We start from the raw sequence: 17,046 nt of genomic DNA on the forward strand, positions 1-17,046 counted from the left end.
CAAGCAAGCTCGCACCGAAGTGCGAAGCACGGAGGTTGCCCAATGAGCGCCGCGCCGGACCGCTCCAAGCAAGCTCGCACCGAAGTGCGAAGCACGGAGGTTGCCCAATGAGCGCCGCGCCTCACTTGCGCTTCTGGCCCAAGGGCGTCGCGCGGGAGTTGCGCGTGCCGCGCGCGACGCTGCCGGAGTACCTGGACACGGCGGCGCGCCGCTACCCGGACAAGCCGGCCATCGTCTACTGCGGCGCGTCGACCACGTATGCGCAGTTGCGCGAGCGCGTCGACGCGCTGGCCGCCTACCTGCGGCAGCGCATGGGTGTTGCGCCCGGCGATCGCGTTCTGATCGCGAGCCAGAACTGCCCGCAGTTCGTCACGGCCTTCTACGCCGTGCTGCGCGCCGGTGCCGTGGTGGTGCCGGTGAACCCCATGAGCAAGGCATCCGAGGTGCGCCACTACGCCGCCGACAGTGGAGCCCGCGTCGCGATCGCGGCGCAGGATCTGCTCCCGGCCTTGACGCTGGGCGAGGGCGAGGGCGAGGGCGATGGCGCGCTGCGCGCGGTGCTCGTCCACGCCTACGCGGATGTCGTTGGCGCGCAGGCGGATGGCGACGAACTGCCCGACTGGGTCGCGGCGCCGCGCATGCGCCTGGACGACGCGGCGCTGCATGGCTTCGAGCAGGCGGTCGCGCTCGGCCTGGTCCCCGACGCACTCCCCGCCGCGCCGGACGATCTGGCCGTGCTGCCCTACACATCCGGCACGACCGGCCTCGCCAAGGGTTGCATGCACACGCATGCGACGCTGCTGGCATCGCTGGCCGCTTCGGCCGTGTGGAAGCAGGTGCACGTGGAGACGGTGACGCTGGCCGTCGCGCCGCTCTTCCACATGCTGGGCCTGCAGAACGGCATGAACCTGACGATCTTCCTGGGCGCGACGGCGGTGATGATGCCGCGCTGGGATCCCGCGATGGCGGCGCGCCTGATCGAGCGCCACGCGGTGACCGCGTGGTCGGCGCCGCCGGCGATGGTGATCGATCTCTTCTCGCATGCCGAGGCGCAGCGGCGCGACCTGTCCAGCCTGGCCCTGATGTCCGGCGGCGGCGCCGCGATGCCCGAGGCGGTCGCGGCCATGCTCTCGCAGCGCTACGGGCTCACCTACAACGAGGCCTACGGCCTGACGGAGACGGCGTCCTTCCTGCATGCCAATCCGCCCGCGCGCGGCAAGCGCCAGTGCCTTGGCATGCCGACGCAGGGCGTGGAGTCGCGCATCGTCGATCCGGTCACCTTGGAGGAGCTGCCGCCCGGCGAAGTCGGCGAGCTGGTCACGCGCGGCGCACAGGTGATGAAGGGCTACTGGCGCAATCCGGCGGCGGATCGCGACGCCTTCATCGACATCGGCGGCCAGCGCTTCTTCCGCACCGGGGACCTGGCCTCGATGGACGAGGAGGGCTACTTCTTCCTGCGCGACCGCCTCAAGCGGATGATCAACGCCTCCGGCTACAAGGTGTGGCCCACCGAAGTGGAGAACGCGATGTACGAGCATCCGGCCATCCACGAGGCCTGCGTCATCGCGGTGCCGGACGACAGGCGCGGCGAGACCGTCAAGGCGCTGGTGGTGCTGAAGCCGCAGCAGCGCGGGAACGTCAGCGAGCAGGATGTGGTGGCATGGTGCCGCGACCACATGGCGGTCTACAAGGCGCCCCGGCTGGTGGAGTTCATCGACAGCCTGCCGAAGTCCGGCACCGGAAAGATCCTCTGGCGCGAGTTGCAGGAAGCGCACCGCGCCGCAGCCCAGGAACAACGATCATGAGCGATTTCACGGCCATTCGCTACGAGCGCCAGGGCAGCACTGCCGTGCTGACGCTGGACATGCCGTCCAACCGCAACGCTTTCACCCCCGCACTGCGAGACGACCTGGCCCGGGCCATCGCGCAGGCGCGCAGCGATACCGACGTGCGCGCTCTGGTGCTGACCGGCGCCGGCGGGCAGTTCTGTTCGGGCGGTGACTTGCGCGGCATTGCGCAGGCCGAGCTCGGCAACGCCGGCTGGCGCGCCCGCATGCAGGACACGCAACGCTGGTTCAGCGACCTGATCCTGATGGACAAGCCGGTGATCGCGGCCGTCGATGGCGCCGCCTATGGCGCCGGCTTCAGCCTGGCGCTGGCCGCGGACTTCGTGCTCGCGACGCCGCGTGCGCGCTTCTGCATGTCCTTCCTGAAGCTCGGCCTGGTGCCCGACTGCGGTGCCTTCTACACGCTGCCGCGCGTGGTGGGCGCCCAGCGGGCGCGGGAGCTGATGCTGTCGGCGCGCGAGGTCGGCGCCATCGAAGCCTGCGACCTCGGCATCGTGATGGAACTGCACGACCCCGCGCAACTCGTACCGCGCGCGTTGGCCCTGGCCGACAGCTTCGCCGGTGCCTCGCCACTGGCCGTGAGCCTCGTGAAGCGCGCCACGGGCGACGCGGGCGCGCTGGCCGCCATGCTCGACGCCGAGGCGAATGCGCAGGCGTTGGCCTTCGGCACCACGGAGCACCGCGATGCGGTGAACCGCTTTCTCGACAAGCAGCCGCTGCCCTTCCAGTGGCCCACGAACAAGGAGCGAGCGCAGTGAGCCAGACCCCGATCGACGCCACCACCGGCGTGCAGGCTTTCCACCAGGGCGAGCTGGATGCCTGCCGCTTCCTCATCCAGCGCTGCGCCGATTGCAGCCGCCATGTGTACTACCCGCGCGAGCACTGCCCGCACTGCGGCGGGACGACGCTCGAATGGACGACGCCCGTCGGCCTCGGCACCGTGCATGCCGTGACGACCGTGCGGCGCAAACCGGCCGACGGCGGCGACCTCAACGTCAGCCTGATCGAGCTCGATGAGGGCGTGCGGCTCATGAGCCGTGTCGACAATCTCGCGCCCGGCGCGGTGCGCATCGGCCAGCGCGTCAAGGCACGGGTGCAATCGAAGGACGGCCGTGGTCTCGTGCTGTTCGATGCCATCGAGGGAGCTGCGTCATGAGCGCCGGACTGCGGTCACTGCGCGGCAGCGCCGCCATCGCCGGGGCCGCCACTTTCGGTTGCGGCGAGCAGCCGGGCTTCACGGACATGGAACTGCTGGCCCGCTCGGCGCGCGCGGCCGTCGCCGATGCCGGCCTGACCATGGCCGACATCGACGGACTGTGCACCGCGAGCGCTTCCGCCGCGATGTGGGCCTTGCCGGTCGTCGAGTACCTCGGCCTCAACCCGCGCTACATCGACGGCACCATGCTGGGCGGCAGCAGCTTCATCGCGCACCTGCTGCCCGCGATGCACGCGATCCGTTCCGGCCAGTGCAGCGCCGTGCTGGTCTGCTACGGCAGCGCGCAACGCAGCGCCGCCTTCGGACGGCGCGAGATCGTCGCGGCGCGCCGCTTTCTCGATCCGCAGCCCTACGAGCATCCCTACGAGCCGATGCTGCCGGTGTCCGCCTATGCGCTGGCGGCATCGCGCCACATGCATGAGTTCGGCACCACGCGCGAGCAGCTTGCCGACATCGCGGTGGCGGCCCGTGCCTGGGCCCGGCTCAACCCGGAAGCCTTCGTGCGCGATCCGCTCACGCGCGAGGACGTGCTGGCATCACGCATGATCTCGGACCCGCTGACGGTGCGCGACTGCTGCCTCGTCACCGATGGCGGCGGCGCCTATGTGCTGGTGAGCGCCGAGCGCGCCCGGGACTTGCCGAAGAAGCCGGTCTACGTGCTGGGCAATGCGACGGCGGTGTGGAACCGCCAGATCTCCTCGATGGCGGATCTCACGGTCACGGCGGCCAGCCAGTCGGGCCGCGAGGCCTTCGCCATGGCGGGGCTTGCGCCGGGGGACATGGACGTGGTGCAGCTCTACGACGCCTTCACCATCAACACGCTGCTGTTCCTCGAAGACCTGGGCTTCTGCCCCAAGGGCGAAGGAGGCCGCTTTGTCGCCGACGGCGCCATCGCGCCCGGCGGCAGGCTGCCGGTCAACACGAACGGCGGCGGCCTGTCCTGCGTGCATCCCGGCATGTACGGCATCTTCGCGCTCATCGAGGCCGTGCGGCAGTTGCGCGGCGAAGGTGGCGACCGCCAGGTGGCCGGCGCGCGCACCGCACTCGCGCACGGCAACGGCGGGATGCTGTCCAGCCAGGCGACCGCGATCCTCGGCACTGCCGAGGTGCTTTGAACAAAAAAACGACGTTGCCCGGCACCACCCCCGATCCGGTGCCGAGGCGGCGCGCTCACTTTCCCATCTTTCATCAAGGAGACAAGCCCATGAAGACATCGATGATGCGCAGGCTCTGCGTTGCCGCCGGCCTCGCGTGCCTGCTGGTCGCGCCGGTGCTGGCACAGACGCCCTACCCCAGCCAGCCGCTGAAGTTGGTCGTGCCCTATCCCGCGGGCGGCGCCACCGACACGCTGGCGCGCACCATCGGTCAAAAGCTGCAGGAAGCCTGGGGGCAGCCCGCGATGGTGGACAACCGGCCCGGCGCCGGGGGCACCATCGGCAACCAGTTTGTCGCCAAGGCGCCGGCGGATGGCTACACGCTGCTCATCGGCATCACCGCGCTGATCCAGCAGCCGCCGCTGATGGAGAAGCTTCCCTACGATCCGCTGAAGGCCTTCGCACCCGTCGCGATGATCGCGCGTAGCCCGAGCCTGCTCGCTGTGCCGCTGGATTCGCCCGCGAAGAACCTGCAGGACTTCATCACCATGGTGAAGGCCAGCCCCGGCAAGTACAACTTCGGCAGCTACGGCGCCGGCACCTCGGCGCACATTCAGGGCTCGCTGCTCAACATGCAGGCCGGCATCGACCTGGTCCACGTGCCCTTCCAGGGCGCCGCGCCGCTGGTCACGAACCTCGTCGGCGGTCAGCTCGCCTCGGCCTTCATCGACAGCGCGAGCGCCCGGCCGCACCTGAAGTCCATGCGCCCCCTGGCGGTGACGGGCACGCAGCGCATGCCCGGATTGCCGGATGTGCCCACCTTCGCCGAGCTGGGCTATCACTCCTTCGATCCCTACGGCTGGTTCGGCGTGTTCGTGCCGGCTGGCACCCCGGCACCGGTGGTGCACAAGCTCTCGGAAGAGATCAATCGCATCCTCCGCCTGCCCGATGTCTCGGCCAAGATCGAGTCGCTGGGCCTGCAGGTGGCGGGCGGCAAGCCGGAGGAGTTCCAGAAGGTGCTGCGGACGGACTCGGAGATCTACGCGAAGATCATCAAGGACGCGAATATCCGGCTGGCGCAGTGAGGGGCTCGCTCACCGGTTGAAACAGGCAGCCGGCAACCAGCCAACCATCCGGTAGGGACAGATCGCGCCATCGCTCCAGGATGGCCCGGTTGTTGCGATTTTCGAGAATGTCGGCGATTTCCATCTGTTTCGAGGGGTGGTGATCGCGGATGCCTCATTTGCAGGCAAACCAGCGGAAAGCCGCGCCGCTTCTGCGTTTCGCGGGGGCCGTCCCGGCGCCACGCACAGCCTTGTCCACAGAAATCCGGGGCAACTCGGGGCGCCTGTATCCGGTTGTCCTTTAGCAAGCCAAGGTCGGGCCGAGTTCCTAGAATGTCTGCCCCACCCCCCAAGGCATTCATGACACAGGGCTCCATCCGGATTCGCGGTGCACGGCAGCACAACCTCCAGAACCTCGACCTCGACATCCGCACCGGCGAGATGACGGTGGTCACCGGGCCGAGCGGCTCGGGCAAGTCGAGCCTGGTGTTCGACACCCTCTATGCCGAAGGCCAGCGGCGCTATGTCGAGACCTTCTCGGCCTATGCGCGCCAGTTCCTGGACCGCATGGACAAGCCGGCGGTCGACAAGGTGGAGGGCGTGCCGCCCGCCATCGCGATCGACCAGACCAATCCGGTGCGATCCTCGCGCTCGACCGTTGGCACGATGACCGAGCTCAACGACCACCTGAAGCTGCTGTTCGCGCGCGCGGCCCAGTTGTTCGATCGCGAGACGGCCTTGCCGGTACGGCACGATTCGCCGGATTCGATCTACGCCGAACTGGTGGCGCGGGCCGCGGCGGCCGGCGATCCGCGGGTGGTGCTCACCTTCCCGGTCGAACTGCCGGCCGGCACTTCGGCCGAGGAAGTGACGCAGTGGCTGTCCGCCAGCGGATTCACGCGCGTGCAGGCCGAGCGGGAGGTCGCCACGCCGACCGGTCCGCGCAAGGTGCTCGACGTGGTGGCCGACCGCTTCCGCATCGCCGGGGCCGAGCGAGTGCGCGTGGTCGAGGCGATCGAGGTGGCGCTCAAGCGGGGCAGCGGGCGGCTCACGGCGCATGCCCTGTCGGCGGATGAAGGAACGCCGCCTGAGGTGTGGAAGTTCTCGACCGGCCTGCACTGCCCCGAGAGCGACATCCGCTACGCCGACCCGATCCCCTCCATGTTCTCGTTCAATTCGGCCGTCGGCGCCTGCGAGACCTGCCGCGGCTTCGGCCGCGTGATCGGCGTCGATCTCGGGCTCGTGATCCCGAACGAAAAGCTCACCTTGCGCGCCGGCGCGATCAAGACCATCCAGACGCCCGCCTGGAAAGAGGCCCAGGACGACCTCATGCGCCACGCCGAGGCGGCCGGCATCCCGCGCGACACGCCGTGGAACAAGCTCACGCCCGAGCAGCAGGCCTGGGTGATCGAGGGCTCGCCCAACTGGAAGGGCAAGTGGAACCAGCAGTGGTATGGCGTGCGTCGCTTCTTCGCCTACCTCGAGAGCAAGGCCTACAAGATGCACATCCGCGTGCTGCTGTCGAAGTACCGCAGCTATACGCCGTGCCCGACCTGCGCCGGTGCGCGGCTCAAGCTCGAGAGCCTGCTGTGGCGCATCGGCAGCAAGGAGGACGCCGACGCGGTGCTCGCCCCCGCGAAGCGCGTCATGCCGGTCGGCGCCAGGTGGTCGCGCGAGCAGCTCGAGGCCTTGCCGGGCCTGTGCCTGCATGACCTGATGCTGCTGCCGATCGAGCGGCTGCGCCGCCTTTTCGACGGCATCGAAAGCCACGGCAACAGCAGCACGGCGAGCGAAGGCGACGTGCAGGCGCTCAAGCTGCTGTTCGAGGAGATCACGACCCGGCTGCGCTACCTGCACGATGTCGGCATCGGCTACCTGACGCTCGACCGCCAGAGCCGCACGCTGAGCGGCGGCGAGGTACAGCGGATCAACCTCACGACGGCGCTCGGCACCTCGCTGGTCAACACGCTGTTCGTGCTCGACGAGCCCAGCATCGGCCTGCATCCGCGCGACATGAACCGCATCACCGAGGCGATGCTTCGGCTGCGCGACGCCGGCAACACGCTGGTGGTGGTGGAGCACGACCCGGCCGTGATGCTGGCCGCCGACCGCGTGATCGACATGGGTCCGGGACCGGGCGTGCGTGGCGGCCAGATCGTGTTCGACGGCAGCACCGACGCGCTGCGCGATGCCGACACGCTCACCGGCCAGTACCTGGGCGGGCGCAAGCAGATCGGCATGGGCTTCCGGCGGATGGTCAGCGACAACACACCGCGCCTCATTCTTGAAGGCGTGCGCGAGCACAACCTGCAGGACATCACGGTCGAGCTGCCGCTGTCGCGGCTGGTCTGCATCACCGGCGTCAGCGGTTCGGGCAAGTCGACGCTGGTGCAGGACGTGCTGGCGCCGGCGCTGATGCGCCACTTCGGCAAGGCGACCGAAAGCCCGGGCGCGCACGACCGCATGCTCGGCGCCGATCGCCTGAGCGACGTGGTCTTCGTCGACCAGTCGCCGATCGGCAAGACGGCGCGCTCCAATCCTGCGAGCTACGTCGGCGCCTGGGATGCGATCCGCGAGATCTTCGCCACGGCGGCGCTGTCGCGGCAGCGCGGCTACACGGCCTCGAAGTTCAGCTTCAACAGCGGCGACGGCCGCTGTCCGACCTGCGGCGGCTCGGGCTTCGAGCATGTCGAGATGCAGTTCCTGTCGGACGTCTACCTGCGCTGCCCCGACTGCGACGGCAAGCGCTACCGGCCCGAGATCCTCGAGGTGACGATCGAGCGCGCGGACCGCAACCTCAACGTGGCCGACGTGCTCGACCTCACTGTGGCCGAGGCGGCCGCCGCATTTGGCAACGACCGCGAGGTGCTGCGCGTGCTGCAGCCGATCGTCGACGTCGGCCTCGACTACGTGAAGCTGGGCCAGCCCGTGCCGACGCTCAGCGGCGGCGAGGCGCAGCGCCTGAAGCTCGCGGGCTTCCTGGCCGAAGCCGCCAAGAGCGGCAGCGCCAGCAAGCAGCCGCTGGCGCGCAAGGGCACGCTGTTCCTGTTCGACGAGCCCACCACCGGGCTGCACTTCGACGACATCGCGCGCCTGATGCGGGCGCTGCGCAAGCTGCTCGACGCCGGCCATTCGCTGGTCGTGATCGAGCACAACCTCGACGTGATCCGCGCCAGCGACTGGCTGATCGACCTCGGGCCCGAAGGCGGCGAGGGCGGCGGCCAGGTGGTCGCGGTCGGCACGCCGGAGCAGGTGCGCGAGAACGCCGCCTCGCTGACCGGTGCGGCGCTGGCCGACTACGAACTCGCGGTCGGGCCGGGTGCCTACAAGGTGGCGGAGCGTGCCGCGCGCAGCTACGCGGCGAGGGTGCAGCCGGCGCCGGGCCGCGATGCGATCCAGATCGTCAATGCGCGCGAGCACAACCTCAAGAACCTCTCGGTCGACATCCCGCGCGGCAAGTTCAGCGTGGTCACCGGGGTCAGCGGCTCGGGCAAGTCCACGCTGGCCTTCGACATCCTGTTCAACGAAGGGCAGCGGCGCTATCTCGAATCGCTCAACGCCTATGCGCGCAGCATCGTGCAGCCCGCGGGGCGGCCGGAAGTGGATGCGGTCTACGGCATTCCGCCCACGGTCGCGATCGAGCAGCGGCTGTCGCGCGGCGGCCGCAAGAGCACCGTCGGCACCACCACCGAGGTCTGGCACTTCCTGCGCCTCTTGTACGTCAAGCTGGGCATCCAGCACTGCATCCACGACGGCGCAGCGGTGCAGCCGCAGACGCCCGACAGCATCGCGGCGCAACTGCTGAAGAACTTCAAGGGCCAGCACATCGGCCTGCTGGCGCCGCTGGTGAGCAACCGCAAGGGCGTCTACACCGAGCTGGCCGACTGGGCCCGGCCGCGCGGCTTCACGCACCTGCGGGTCGATGGCGAATTCCTGCCGACCACGGGCTTCCCGCGCATCGACCGCTTCAAGGAGCACAGCATCGAGCTGCCGGTGGCCAGCCTCGATGTGCTGCCGGCGCGGGAGACCGAGCTGCGCCAGGCCCTGACCCGGGCGCTGGAGCATGGCAAGGGCGTGCTGCACGTGCTGAGCGAACTCACCGGCCTGCGCGGCGCGATGATGGCCGGCGCACCGACCGCCGGCATCGGCCGCACCCAGGTCTTCTCGACCCTGCGCGCCTGCCCGGTCTGCAGCACCAGCTACGCGGAACTCGACCCGCGCCTGTTCTCCTACAACAGCAAGCACGGCTGGTGTCCCGACTGCGTGGGCACCGGCGTCAAGCTGACCAAGGAGCAGCGCAAGGTCTACGACGACTCGGTGATGGCCGACGACCAGAAGGGGCGCGAGCAGACTTTCGCCGAGCCCGAGGCCGAAGACGTCGGCGACGTGGCATGCCCGACCTGCGAAGGCACGCGGCTCAACGCGACCGCGCGCGCCGTGCTGTTCGGCGAAGGCGGCGGTATCGGCATCACCGAGCTGGCACGCATGAGCGTGAGCGATATCCGCATCTGGTTCGAGAACATCGCGCTCAGCGGCCGCCAGGCCGAGATCGCGCGCGACCTGGTGCCCGAGATCAAGAGCCGGCTCGAATTCCTCGAAGAGGTCGGACTGGGCTATCTCACGCTCGACCGCGGCGCGCCCACCCTCTCGGGCGGAGAGGCCCAGCGCATCCGGCTCGCGGCCCAGCTCGGCAGCAATCTGCAGGGCGTGTGCTACGTGCTCGACGAGCCGACCATCGGCCTGCATGCGCGGGACAACCAGATCCTGCTCGACGCGCTGCACAAGCTCGGCGACAAGGGCAACACGCTGGTGGTGGTCGAGCATGACGAGGACACGATCCGGCGTGCCGACCACATCATCGACATCGGTCCCAGCGCGGGCAAGCGCGGCGGCCGGCTGGTGGCTGAAGGCAGCGTCGCAGACATCCAGGGCGCGGGCGACTCGCAGACCGGCCGCTATTTGCGCGATGCGATCAAACACCCGCTGCAGGCCCGGCGCAACGTGCCGGCGCCCGAGCCCGGCGCGCCGGACTGGCTCAGCGTGCGCTGCGCCGACCTGCACAACCTGAAGGACGTCACGGTCTCGCTGCCGCTGCATCGGCTGGTGGCGGTCACGGGCGTCAGCGGCTCGGGCAAGTCGACCCTGGCGCGCGACGTGCTGCTGGCCAACGTGTATGCGGTGGTGGTGCAGCGCATGACCAAGGCCGGACGCGACGCCGATGCCGCGGGCAAGCATCCGAAATGGGTGGGATGCAGCGCGGTCGAAGGCTACGAGACCATCGACCGCGTGCTCGAGGTCGACCAGACCCCGATCGGCAAGACGCCGCGCAGCTGCCCGGCGACCTACATCGGCTTCTGGGACACGATCCGCAAGCTGTTCGCCGACACGCTCGAAGCCAAGGCGCGCGGCTATGGGCCTGCACGCTTCAGCTTCAACACCGGCGAGGGCCGCTGCCCGGGCTGCGACGGCGCGGGCGTGCGCACCATCGAGATGAGCTTCCTGCCGGATGTGAAGGTGGCGTGCGAGGTCTGTCACGGCGCGCGCTTCAACCCCGAGACGCTGGCGGTCAGCTGGCGCGGCAAGAGCATCGGCGACGTGCTGCAGATGGAGGTCGACGAGGCGGTCGATTTCTTTGCCTCGATGCCGAACATCAGCCATCCGCTGCAGCTGCTGAAGGACGTCGGGCTCGGCTACCTGACGCTGGGCCAGCCGTCGCCGACGCTGTCGGGGGGCGAGGCGCAGCGCATCAAGCTGGTGACCGAACTCAGCAAGGTGCGCGACGACGTCACGCGACGCGGCAACAAGGCGCCCCACACGCTCTACGTGCTCGACGAGCCGACGGTCGGCCTGCACATGGCCGACGTCGAGAAGCTGATCCATGTGCTGCACCGGCTGGTCAACGGCGGCCACAGCGTGGTCGTGATCGAGCACGACCTCGACGTCATCGCCGAAGCCGACTGGCTGATCGACCTCGGGCCCGAAGGTGGCAACGGCGGTGGACGCGTGGTGGCGGCCGCGCCGCCGGAAGACGTGGTGAAGCTGGGCACGCACACGGGCGTCGCGTTGGCGCCGGTGCTGGCGCGTTCGCGCGAACGGCATGAGGTGCTGACGCTGCCGGTGCGCGAAGCGGCGTCGAAGCCGGAGCCGAAGCGGCGTGAAGCGTGATTGTGTCGGCTTGTTCGTTCGGGAGGCGCCCGGCACGCGGTGCGGGCCCGTCGACCCCACTGCGCCGGCCCTTCGGGCTGCCTTGCGGTGCTCGCTTCAGGCGGGGTCCGCGCAAACTCGCTGCGCTCCTCAGCGGCGCAGAGGGGATCGCCCGTCCCGCACCGCATGCCGGGCTTTGGGGTGTTCAACGGCCAGCTGCGCCTCCAACGTCCAATGCAACCCCAGCGTGTCCACGGCGGTGGGCGGTATGCCCCGGGCCGGCCGTTGAGGCACCGCCGAGCAGCGCAGCGGTGCGCGGATCAGGGCTCGCGACTGTTTGAGTGGAGCGTAGCGGAGCGAGTTTGAGCGAGACCCCGCGTACCGTGAGCAGCGCAGGGCAGCCGCGAAGCGGCCGGTGACGTCGGCCGGCCCGGGGCATACCGCCCGCCGCCGCCCCGCGCTCTTCCGCGTTACCCTAGCGCCATGCTCACGATCTACAACGACCGCCACGTCCTTCACCACGGCAAGGTCGAAATGTTTCGCGGCGAACTCGTGCCGTGCTTCGAGGTTCCGGCGCGTGCCGACTATGTGCTGCAGGAACTGGAGCAGCGCGGGCTCGGTCCCATCGAAGCGCCGGGTGTTTTCGACGACGCGACGATCGCGCGCGTCCACGCGCCGCGCTACCTCGATTTCCTGTCGAATGCGTGGAACGAGTGGGTCGCACTCGACCCCGCCAACGCCGACCGCGACGCGCTGCCTTCGTACTGGCCGATCCGCACCTTCCGCTCCGACGTGCTGCCCGCCAGCTTCCCGGCGCGCATGGGCCTGTTCTCGTACGACGCCGGCACGCCGCTGACCGCGGGCACCTGGACCGCGGCACGCGCGGGTGCCTGCTGCGCATTGACGGCCGCGGCCCGCGTGCTGCAGGGCGAGCGCGCGGCTTTCGCGCTCACGCGGCCACCGGGCCATCACGCGGGCGCGGATTTCTTCGGCGGCTACTGCTTCCTCAACAACGCGGCGATCGCGGCCCAGGCGCTGCGCGATGCCGGCATCGACCGCGTCGCGGTGCTCGACATCGACTACCACCACGGCAATGGCACGCAGGCCATCTTCTACGAGCGCGCCGACGTCCAGTTCACCAGCCTGCATGGCGATCCGCACACCGAGTACCCCTACTACCTGGGCTACGCCGACGAGCGCGGCACGGGCGAGGGACTGGGCTTCAACCACAACCTGCCGCTGCCGCGCGGCACCGGTTTCGCGGCCTGGCGCGAAGCGCTGGCGACCGCGCTGCGCGGCATCGCGGACTTCAAGCCCGGCGCGCTGGTGGTCTCGCTCGGGCTCGACACCTTCGCGGGCGATCCGGTCGCCGGCTTCACGCTCGCCACGCCCGACTACCTGCGGATCGGCGAAGACATCGCGCGCGCAGGCCTGCCGAGCGTGTTCGTCTTCGAGGGCGGCTACGCGGTGGCGGAGGTGGGCGTGAACGCGGTCAACGTGCTCGACGGATTCAGGCAGCGGGCGGGCTGAGCCAGGGCGCTGACGCGGCGGCGACACGGACCGGGGAGATACCCGCTTGTCCCGCCCGTGCCCCATGCGGCCCAATGCGGCATTCAACTGGTACCGGAGGCCGCCACATGATTCGTCGTTCCCTTTTGTGCGCCGCCCTGCTCGGCGCGGCTGTCACGGCTGCGCATGCGCAGACCTTTCCCACCCGGCCGATCAAACTGATCATTGCCTTCCCCGCGGGCGGCCCGACGGACATCACGATGCGGCAGCTGGCCGACAATGCATCGAAGATCCTCGGCCAGCCGATCGTGGTGGACAACAAGCCGGGCGCCGGCGGCACGCTGCCCGCGCAGGCGTTGCAGACCGCGCAGCCTGACGGCTACACCATCGGCCAGATTCCGCTCGGCGTGTTTCGCCTGCCCTACACCACCAAGATCAATTGGGACCCGGTCAAGGACATCAGCTACGTGATCAACGTCACCGGCTACGCCTTCGGCATCGCGGTGCCGGCCGACAGCCCGTTCAAGACCTGGAACGACTTCGTCGCCTATGCCAAGGCCAACCCGGGCAAGCTCACCTACGGCTCGACCGGCAACCTGACCAGCCCGCACCTGACGACCGAACTGATGGCGCAGCAGCTCGGCATCCAGCTGCAGCATGTGCCCTACAAGGGCAGCGCCGATCTGGCGCAGGCGGTGCTCGGCAACCACCTGATGGCGATCGCCGACTCGACCGGCTTCGCGCCGCTGGTGGAGTCGGGCAAGCTGCGCGTGCTCAACACCTGGGGTGACAAGCGGCTTGCCAAGTTCCCGGATGCGCCGACGCTCAAGGAGCTCGGCCTGGACATCGTGCAGAACTCGCCCTTCGGCATCGGCGCGCCCAGGAACACGCCGCCCGAGGTCGTGAAGAAGCTGCACGACGCGTTCAAGCAGGCGATGGAGGAGCCGAGCTACGTGGCCGCGCTGGGGCGCTACGACATGCTGCCGATCTACATGAGTTCCGCGGACTACGCGAAGTTCGCGCAGACGACCTTCGCGCGGGAGAAGGCGTTGATCGAGAAGCTGGGGCTGGCCAAGCCTCAGTAAGGGGCTAGGCTAGGCTAACCGAGCTCGAAGCTGGTGAGCCCGTACAGGCGCTGCAGCTCGCAGGCCGGCGCGCTGCCGGCGTACATGCGCGCGGTCTCGAACACGTGGTGCATGCCTTCGGCCCGCGCCATCGCGACCGCCTCGGCATTCGGCAGCGGGACGTCGAGGTAGACCGTGTCGCCGGCCGGCACGGTGGCGCACAGCGCAGCCAGCAATGCGCGCGCCACTGCCGGATCGTCCGCCACCAGCGGCGCGATCTTGTGGCCTTCGCGGCAGCGCCGGATCAGCCCCCAGCCCACCAGCCGGCCCTGGTCGACCCAGGCCAGTCCGGTCGCATCGGGCATGTCGATCCAGGCGCGCAGGAAGGCGTCGCGCGGCGCCGGGAAGACGCGGCGGTCGTCGGCGCACAGCGCGGCGAAGTCGACGGTGGACAGGGGAACGACCTGCGGCGGCGTCTCGCCGCCACTGCGGGCGACACCGGCGAAGCGGGCGTTGTTCCAGGCCAGCGCGAAACCGCTGCGGCGGTAGTTGTCCTGCTGGGCCGGCACGCCGTCGAGCCCCACCACCTGGCCGGCGAGCCGGGCCATGCCTTCGCGCCAGAGGCGGAGGCCGACGCCCTTGCCGCGCCACGCCGGCGCCACGATGTAGAGCCCGATGAAGCCGAAGCGACCTGCGTATGACACGGCAGAGATGCAGCCCACCGCCTCGCCGCGGTGTTCGGCGACAAGGAAGCCGCCGGGATCCGCCGCATGGAAGCAGGCGGCGTCATGCAATCCCGGGTTCCAGCCTTCGCGCGCCGCAAGCTCGATCACGAGGGCCATCTCGTCGGCGCGGAGGGTGCGGATCGTCAGGTCCATGCGCGGCATTCTGACGCGCCCTGCCGGCAGCAGGGAAAATTCCTGTCCAATAGCGGCATGGAAACCTCGCCCGATGTGGAACGCCGACTGACCGATCTGGAGATCAAGGCGAGCTTCACCGAAGACCTGCTGGACCAGCTCAACCTGGTCATCTACAGGCAACAGGAGCAGATCGACAGCCTGGTCCTGCAGGTCACGCAGCTTCGTCAGCAAAGCCCCGAGGGCGGCCCCGGCGCCGCGCGCAACCTGCGCGACGAGCTGCCGCCTCACTACTGAAGGGCTACGCCGCCAGCTGCACCGGAATCCGTCGCCGGCCGAAGCCGCCGCCGAATGCCCCGAAGCGACCTGCGATCGGCGTGGCGCAATGCGGGCAGGTGCCATGCGCATCGAGCTCGCAGGCCAGCACGACATACCAGTCGCGCCGCACCAGCGCTGCATGGCAGGCCGGACAGAAAGTCGTGCCGCCTTCGAGGTCATGCACGTTGCCGGTGTAGACGTGGTGCAGGCCGTTGCCGAGCGCGATCGTGCGGGCCCGCGTCAGCGTGGCGGGCGGCGTGGGCGCCACGTCCATCATCTTGTAGTCCGGATGGAAGGCCGTGAAGTGCAGCGGCACATCGGGCCCGAGCCGGTCGGCAATCCAGCGTGTCATCGCGTCGATCTCGGCGTCGCTGTCGTTGTGCTGCGGGATCAGCAGCGTCGTGATCTCGAACCAGCAGTCGGTCTCGTGCCGCAGGTACTGCAGCGTCTCGAGCACCGGCGCCAGGTGGGCGCCGGTCTGCTGGAAGTAGAACTGCTCGGTGAAGGCCTTCAGGTCGACGTTGGCCGCGTCCATCTTGGCGTAGAACTCGCGCCTGGGCGCGGCGTGCATGTAGCCCGCGGTCACTGCAACGCTGTGCAGGCCGAGCGCATGGCAGGCGTCGGCGGTGTCCATCGCGTACTCGGCGAAGATCACGGGGTCGTTGTAGGTGAAGGCCACGCTCGAAGCGCCGCTCGCGCGGGCCGCCTCGGCGATTCGCCCGGGTGACGCCGTGTCCTGCAGCCGGTCCATCTCGCGGCTCTTCGAGATATCCCAGTTCTGGCAGAACTTGCACGCGAGGTTGCAGCCCGCGGTGCCGAAGCTGAACACGCTGCTGCCGGGGAAGAAGTGGTTGAGCGGTTTCTTCTCGATCGGGTCGATGCAGAAGCCCGAACTGCGCCCGTAGGTGGTGAGCACCATCGCATCGCCGGCGCGCTGGCGCACGAAGCACATGCCGCGCTGGCCGTCGTGCAGCCGGCAGTCGCGCGGACACAGGTCGCATTGGATGCGGCCGTCGTCGAGCCGGTGCCACCAGCGCCCAGGCGTCGCGTTCGGCCCATCGAGGCTCGTCATTGCCGCTCCTCGAACGCGATCGCGCCGTAGCCGACGACGCGGTCACGACCGCCCGCGGTGTCGCCGGAGTTGCGCAGGTCGAGCAGGCGCGGCGCGAGGCCGTGGCGGCGCGCGGCCAGCAGCGCGCCGTTGATCGCCGCCGATCCGCAGGCCTGGTGCGGCGCCAGCCCGGCATCGAGCGCCAGGATGCGTTGCACGGTGGCACGGTCGACGGCCTGCGCCTGCGCGTACGGAAGGTAGTGCGACAGGTCGGAGCTGATCACGATCAGCGTCTCCGCGCCGCCCCACAGCCGCTCGAGCACCTGCGCCACCGATTCGGCACTGGCGTCGCTGACGACCAGAGGCACCAGGGTGAAGCTGCCGAGCAGCATCTGCAGGAACGGCAGTTGAACCTCGAGCGAATGCTCGCGCTCGTGGGCCCGGTCGTTGCGGACCATCTGGGGCAGGTCGCCGAGGCTGGCGAGTGCGGCGACATCGAGCGCGACCTCGCCCAGCGGTGTCTCGAAGGCTTCCGCCTCGGGGAGCGCCAGGCCGCTCACCCAGACGTGATGTGCGGGGCCGAGCAGCACCACGCGGCGGATGGCCGGCTCGCGCCGCCGACCGAGCAGGGCATAGGCGTGCGCCGCCACCGCGCCGCAATACTCGTAGCCCGCATGGGGGGTGATCAGCAGCTTCGCGGGCCCGCGCGCCGGGTCGTCGKCGGCGCCGACGCCGGCCAGGTGGTCAGCGACCTGCCTGCGCAGCGCTTCGGGCGCGGCGGGGTAGAACAGGCCATCGACAACGGCGCGGCGTACGGCAGGCATCGAGCAGGGCTCCTGACCTGAATCTGAACCCTCCGGGATCGAAAATCAATACCTTGCC

General features: G+C 69.5%; 12 protein-coding genes and 1 pseudogene. 9 read left to right on the forward strand and 4 right to left on the reverse strand.

Features of this window, described 5'->3' with window-relative positions:
* The first annotated feature begins 107 nt into the window (after positions 1–107).
* The 5 genes from AC1DYK_RS11935 (at position 108) to AC1DYK_RS11955 (ending at position 5,242) form a co-directional block, all read left to right on the forward strand.
* A complete protein-coding gene (locus AC1DYK_RS11935) occupies positions 108–1,805 on the forward strand; it encodes a long-chain-fatty-acid--CoA ligase (protein WP_478166494.1) in 1,698 nt (565 codons plus the stop codon).
* Positions 1,802–2,605 carry an enoyl-CoA hydratase/isomerase family protein gene (locus AC1DYK_RS11940; protein WP_478166495.1) on the forward strand — a complete coding sequence of 268 codons (804 nt, stop codon included), beginning with the start codon at positions 1,802–1,804 and terminating at the stop codon, positions 2,603–2,605. Before AC1DYK_RS11935 ends, AC1DYK_RS11940 begins: the two co-directional genes overlap by 4 nt.
* Positions 2,602–3,003 carry a Zn-ribbon domain-containing OB-fold protein gene (locus AC1DYK_RS11945; RefSeq protein WP_478166496.1) on the forward strand — a complete coding sequence of 134 codons (402 nt, stop codon included), beginning with the start codon at positions 2,602–2,604 and terminating at the stop codon, positions 3,001–3,003. Before AC1DYK_RS11940 ends, AC1DYK_RS11945 begins: the two co-directional genes overlap by 4 nt.
* A complete protein-coding gene (locus AC1DYK_RS11950; protein WP_478166497.1) occupies positions 3,000–4,178 on the forward strand; it encodes a thiolase in 1,179 nt (392 codons plus the stop codon). The genes AC1DYK_RS11945 and AC1DYK_RS11950 overlap by 4 nt, the downstream gene beginning before the upstream one ends.
* 89 nt (positions 4,179–4,267) lie before the next feature.
* Positions 4,268–5,242 carry a Bug family tripartite tricarboxylate transporter substrate binding protein gene (locus AC1DYK_RS11955; protein WP_478166498.1) on the forward strand — a complete coding sequence of 325 codons (975 nt, stop codon included), beginning with the start codon at positions 4,268–4,270 and terminating at the stop codon, positions 5,240–5,242.
* A 10-nt stretch (positions 5,243–5,252) separates the two neighbouring features.
* On the opposite strand, the pseudogene AC1DYK_RS11960 reads toward AC1DYK_RS11955, so the two are convergent.
* A pseudogene (locus AC1DYK_RS11960) lies at positions 5,253–5,366 on the reverse strand (nucleotidyltransferase family protein); the annotation flags it as partial.
* A 215-nt stretch (positions 5,367–5,581) separates the two neighbouring features.
* Between AC1DYK_RS11960 and uvrA the strand changes: the two are divergent.
* The 3 genes from uvrA (at position 5,582) to AC1DYK_RS11975 (ending at position 13,959) form a co-directional block, all read left to right on the forward strand.
* Entirely contained in the window at positions 5,582–11,386 is a 5,805-nt protein-coding gene (gene uvrA, locus AC1DYK_RS11965; RefSeq protein ID WP_478166499.1) for an excinuclease ABC subunit UvrA, read from the forward strand.
* Positions 11,387–11,848: 462 nt separating this feature from the next.
* Positions 11,849–12,895, forward strand: coding sequence for a histone deacetylase family protein (locus tag AC1DYK_RS11970; RefSeq protein WP_478166500.1), 1,047 nt, complete (start codon positions 11,849–11,851; stop codon positions 12,893–12,895).
* A 107-nt stretch (positions 12,896–13,002) separates the two neighbouring features.
* Positions 13,003–13,959, forward strand: a complete 957-nt coding sequence (locus AC1DYK_RS11975) for a tripartite tricarboxylate transporter substrate binding protein (RefSeq protein WP_478166501.1) — start codon at positions 13,003–13,005, stop codon at positions 13,957–13,959.
* A 14-nt stretch (positions 13,960–13,973) separates the two neighbouring features.
* Here AC1DYK_RS11975 and AC1DYK_RS11980 read toward each other — a convergent pair whose 3' ends face one another.
* Positions 13,974–14,816 carry a GNAT family N-acetyltransferase gene (locus AC1DYK_RS11980; protein ID WP_478166502.1) on the reverse strand — a complete coding sequence of 281 codons (843 nt, stop codon included), beginning with the start codon at positions 14,814–14,816 and terminating at the stop codon, positions 13,974–13,976.
* A 57-nt stretch (positions 14,817–14,873) separates the two neighbouring features.
* On the opposite strand from AC1DYK_RS11980, the gene AC1DYK_RS11985 reads away from it, so the two are divergent.
* Positions 14,874–15,092, forward strand: coding sequence for a SlyX family protein (locus tag AC1DYK_RS11985; RefSeq protein WP_478166503.1), 219 nt, complete (start codon positions 14,874–14,876; stop codon positions 15,090–15,092).
* Between the two features lie 4 nt (positions 15,093–15,096).
* Here the strand turns inward: AC1DYK_RS11985 and amrS are convergent, their stop codons facing one another.
* Both amrS and amrB read right to left on the reverse strand, forming a co-directional pair.
* Positions 15,097–16,185 (reverse strand): AmmeMemoRadiSam system radical SAM enzyme, encoded by a 1,089-nt coding sequence (gene amrS, locus AC1DYK_RS11990; protein WP_478166504.1) that lies wholly within the window; start codon positions 16,183–16,185, stop codon positions 15,097–15,099.
* Positions 16,182–16,988: an AmmeMemoRadiSam system protein B gene (gene amrB, locus AC1DYK_RS11995; protein WP_478166505.1), complete on the reverse strand. Its 807-nt coding sequence runs from the start codon at positions 16,986–16,988 to the stop codon at positions 16,182–16,184. The genes amrS and amrB overlap by 4 nt, the downstream gene beginning before the upstream one ends.
* Positions 16,989–17,046 lie beyond the last annotated feature (58 nt).

It is taken from the genome of Variovorax sp. P2_H12, assembly GCF_056403395.1.

Excerpts from the sequence above, each read along its gene's own strand:
- AC1DYK_RS11980 (WP_478166502.1), bottom strand. The coding sequence starts at position 14,816 with ATGGACCTGACGATCCGCACCCTCCGCGCCGACGAGATGGCCCTCGTG.
- uvrA (WP_478166499.1), top strand. The coding sequence starts at position 5,582 with ATGACACAGGGCTCCATCCGGATTCGCGGTGCACGGCAGCACAACCTC.
- amrS (WP_478166504.1), bottom strand. The coding sequence starts at position 16,185 with ATGACGAGCCTCGATGGGCCGAACGCGACGCCTGGGCGCTGGTGGCAC.
- AC1DYK_RS11955 (WP_478166498.1), top strand. The coding sequence starts at position 4,268 with ATGAAGACATCGATGATGCGCAGGCTCTGCGTTGCCGCCGGCCTCGCG.
- AC1DYK_RS11950 (WP_478166497.1), top strand. The coding sequence starts at position 3,000 with ATGAGCGCCGGACTGCGGTCACTGCGCGGCAGCGCCGCCATCGCCGGG.
- AC1DYK_RS11985 (WP_478166503.1), top strand. The coding sequence starts at position 14,874 with ATGGAAACCTCGCCCGATGTGGAACGCCGACTGACCGATCTGGAGATC.
- AC1DYK_RS11975 (WP_478166501.1), top strand. The coding sequence starts at position 13,003 with ATGATTCGTCGTTCCCTTTTGTGCGCCGCCCTGCTCGGCGCGGCTGTC.
- AC1DYK_RS11940 (WP_478166495.1), top strand. The coding sequence starts at position 1,802 with ATGAGCGATTTCACGGCCATTCGCTACGAGCGCCAGGGCAGCACTGCC.
- AC1DYK_RS11970 (WP_478166500.1), top strand. The coding sequence starts at position 11,849 with ATGCTCACGATCTACAACGACCGCCACGTCCTTCACCACGGCAAGGTC.
- AC1DYK_RS11935 (WP_478166494.1), top strand. The coding sequence starts at position 108 with ATGAGCGCCGCGCCTCACTTGCGCTTCTGGCCCAAGGGCGTCGCGCGG.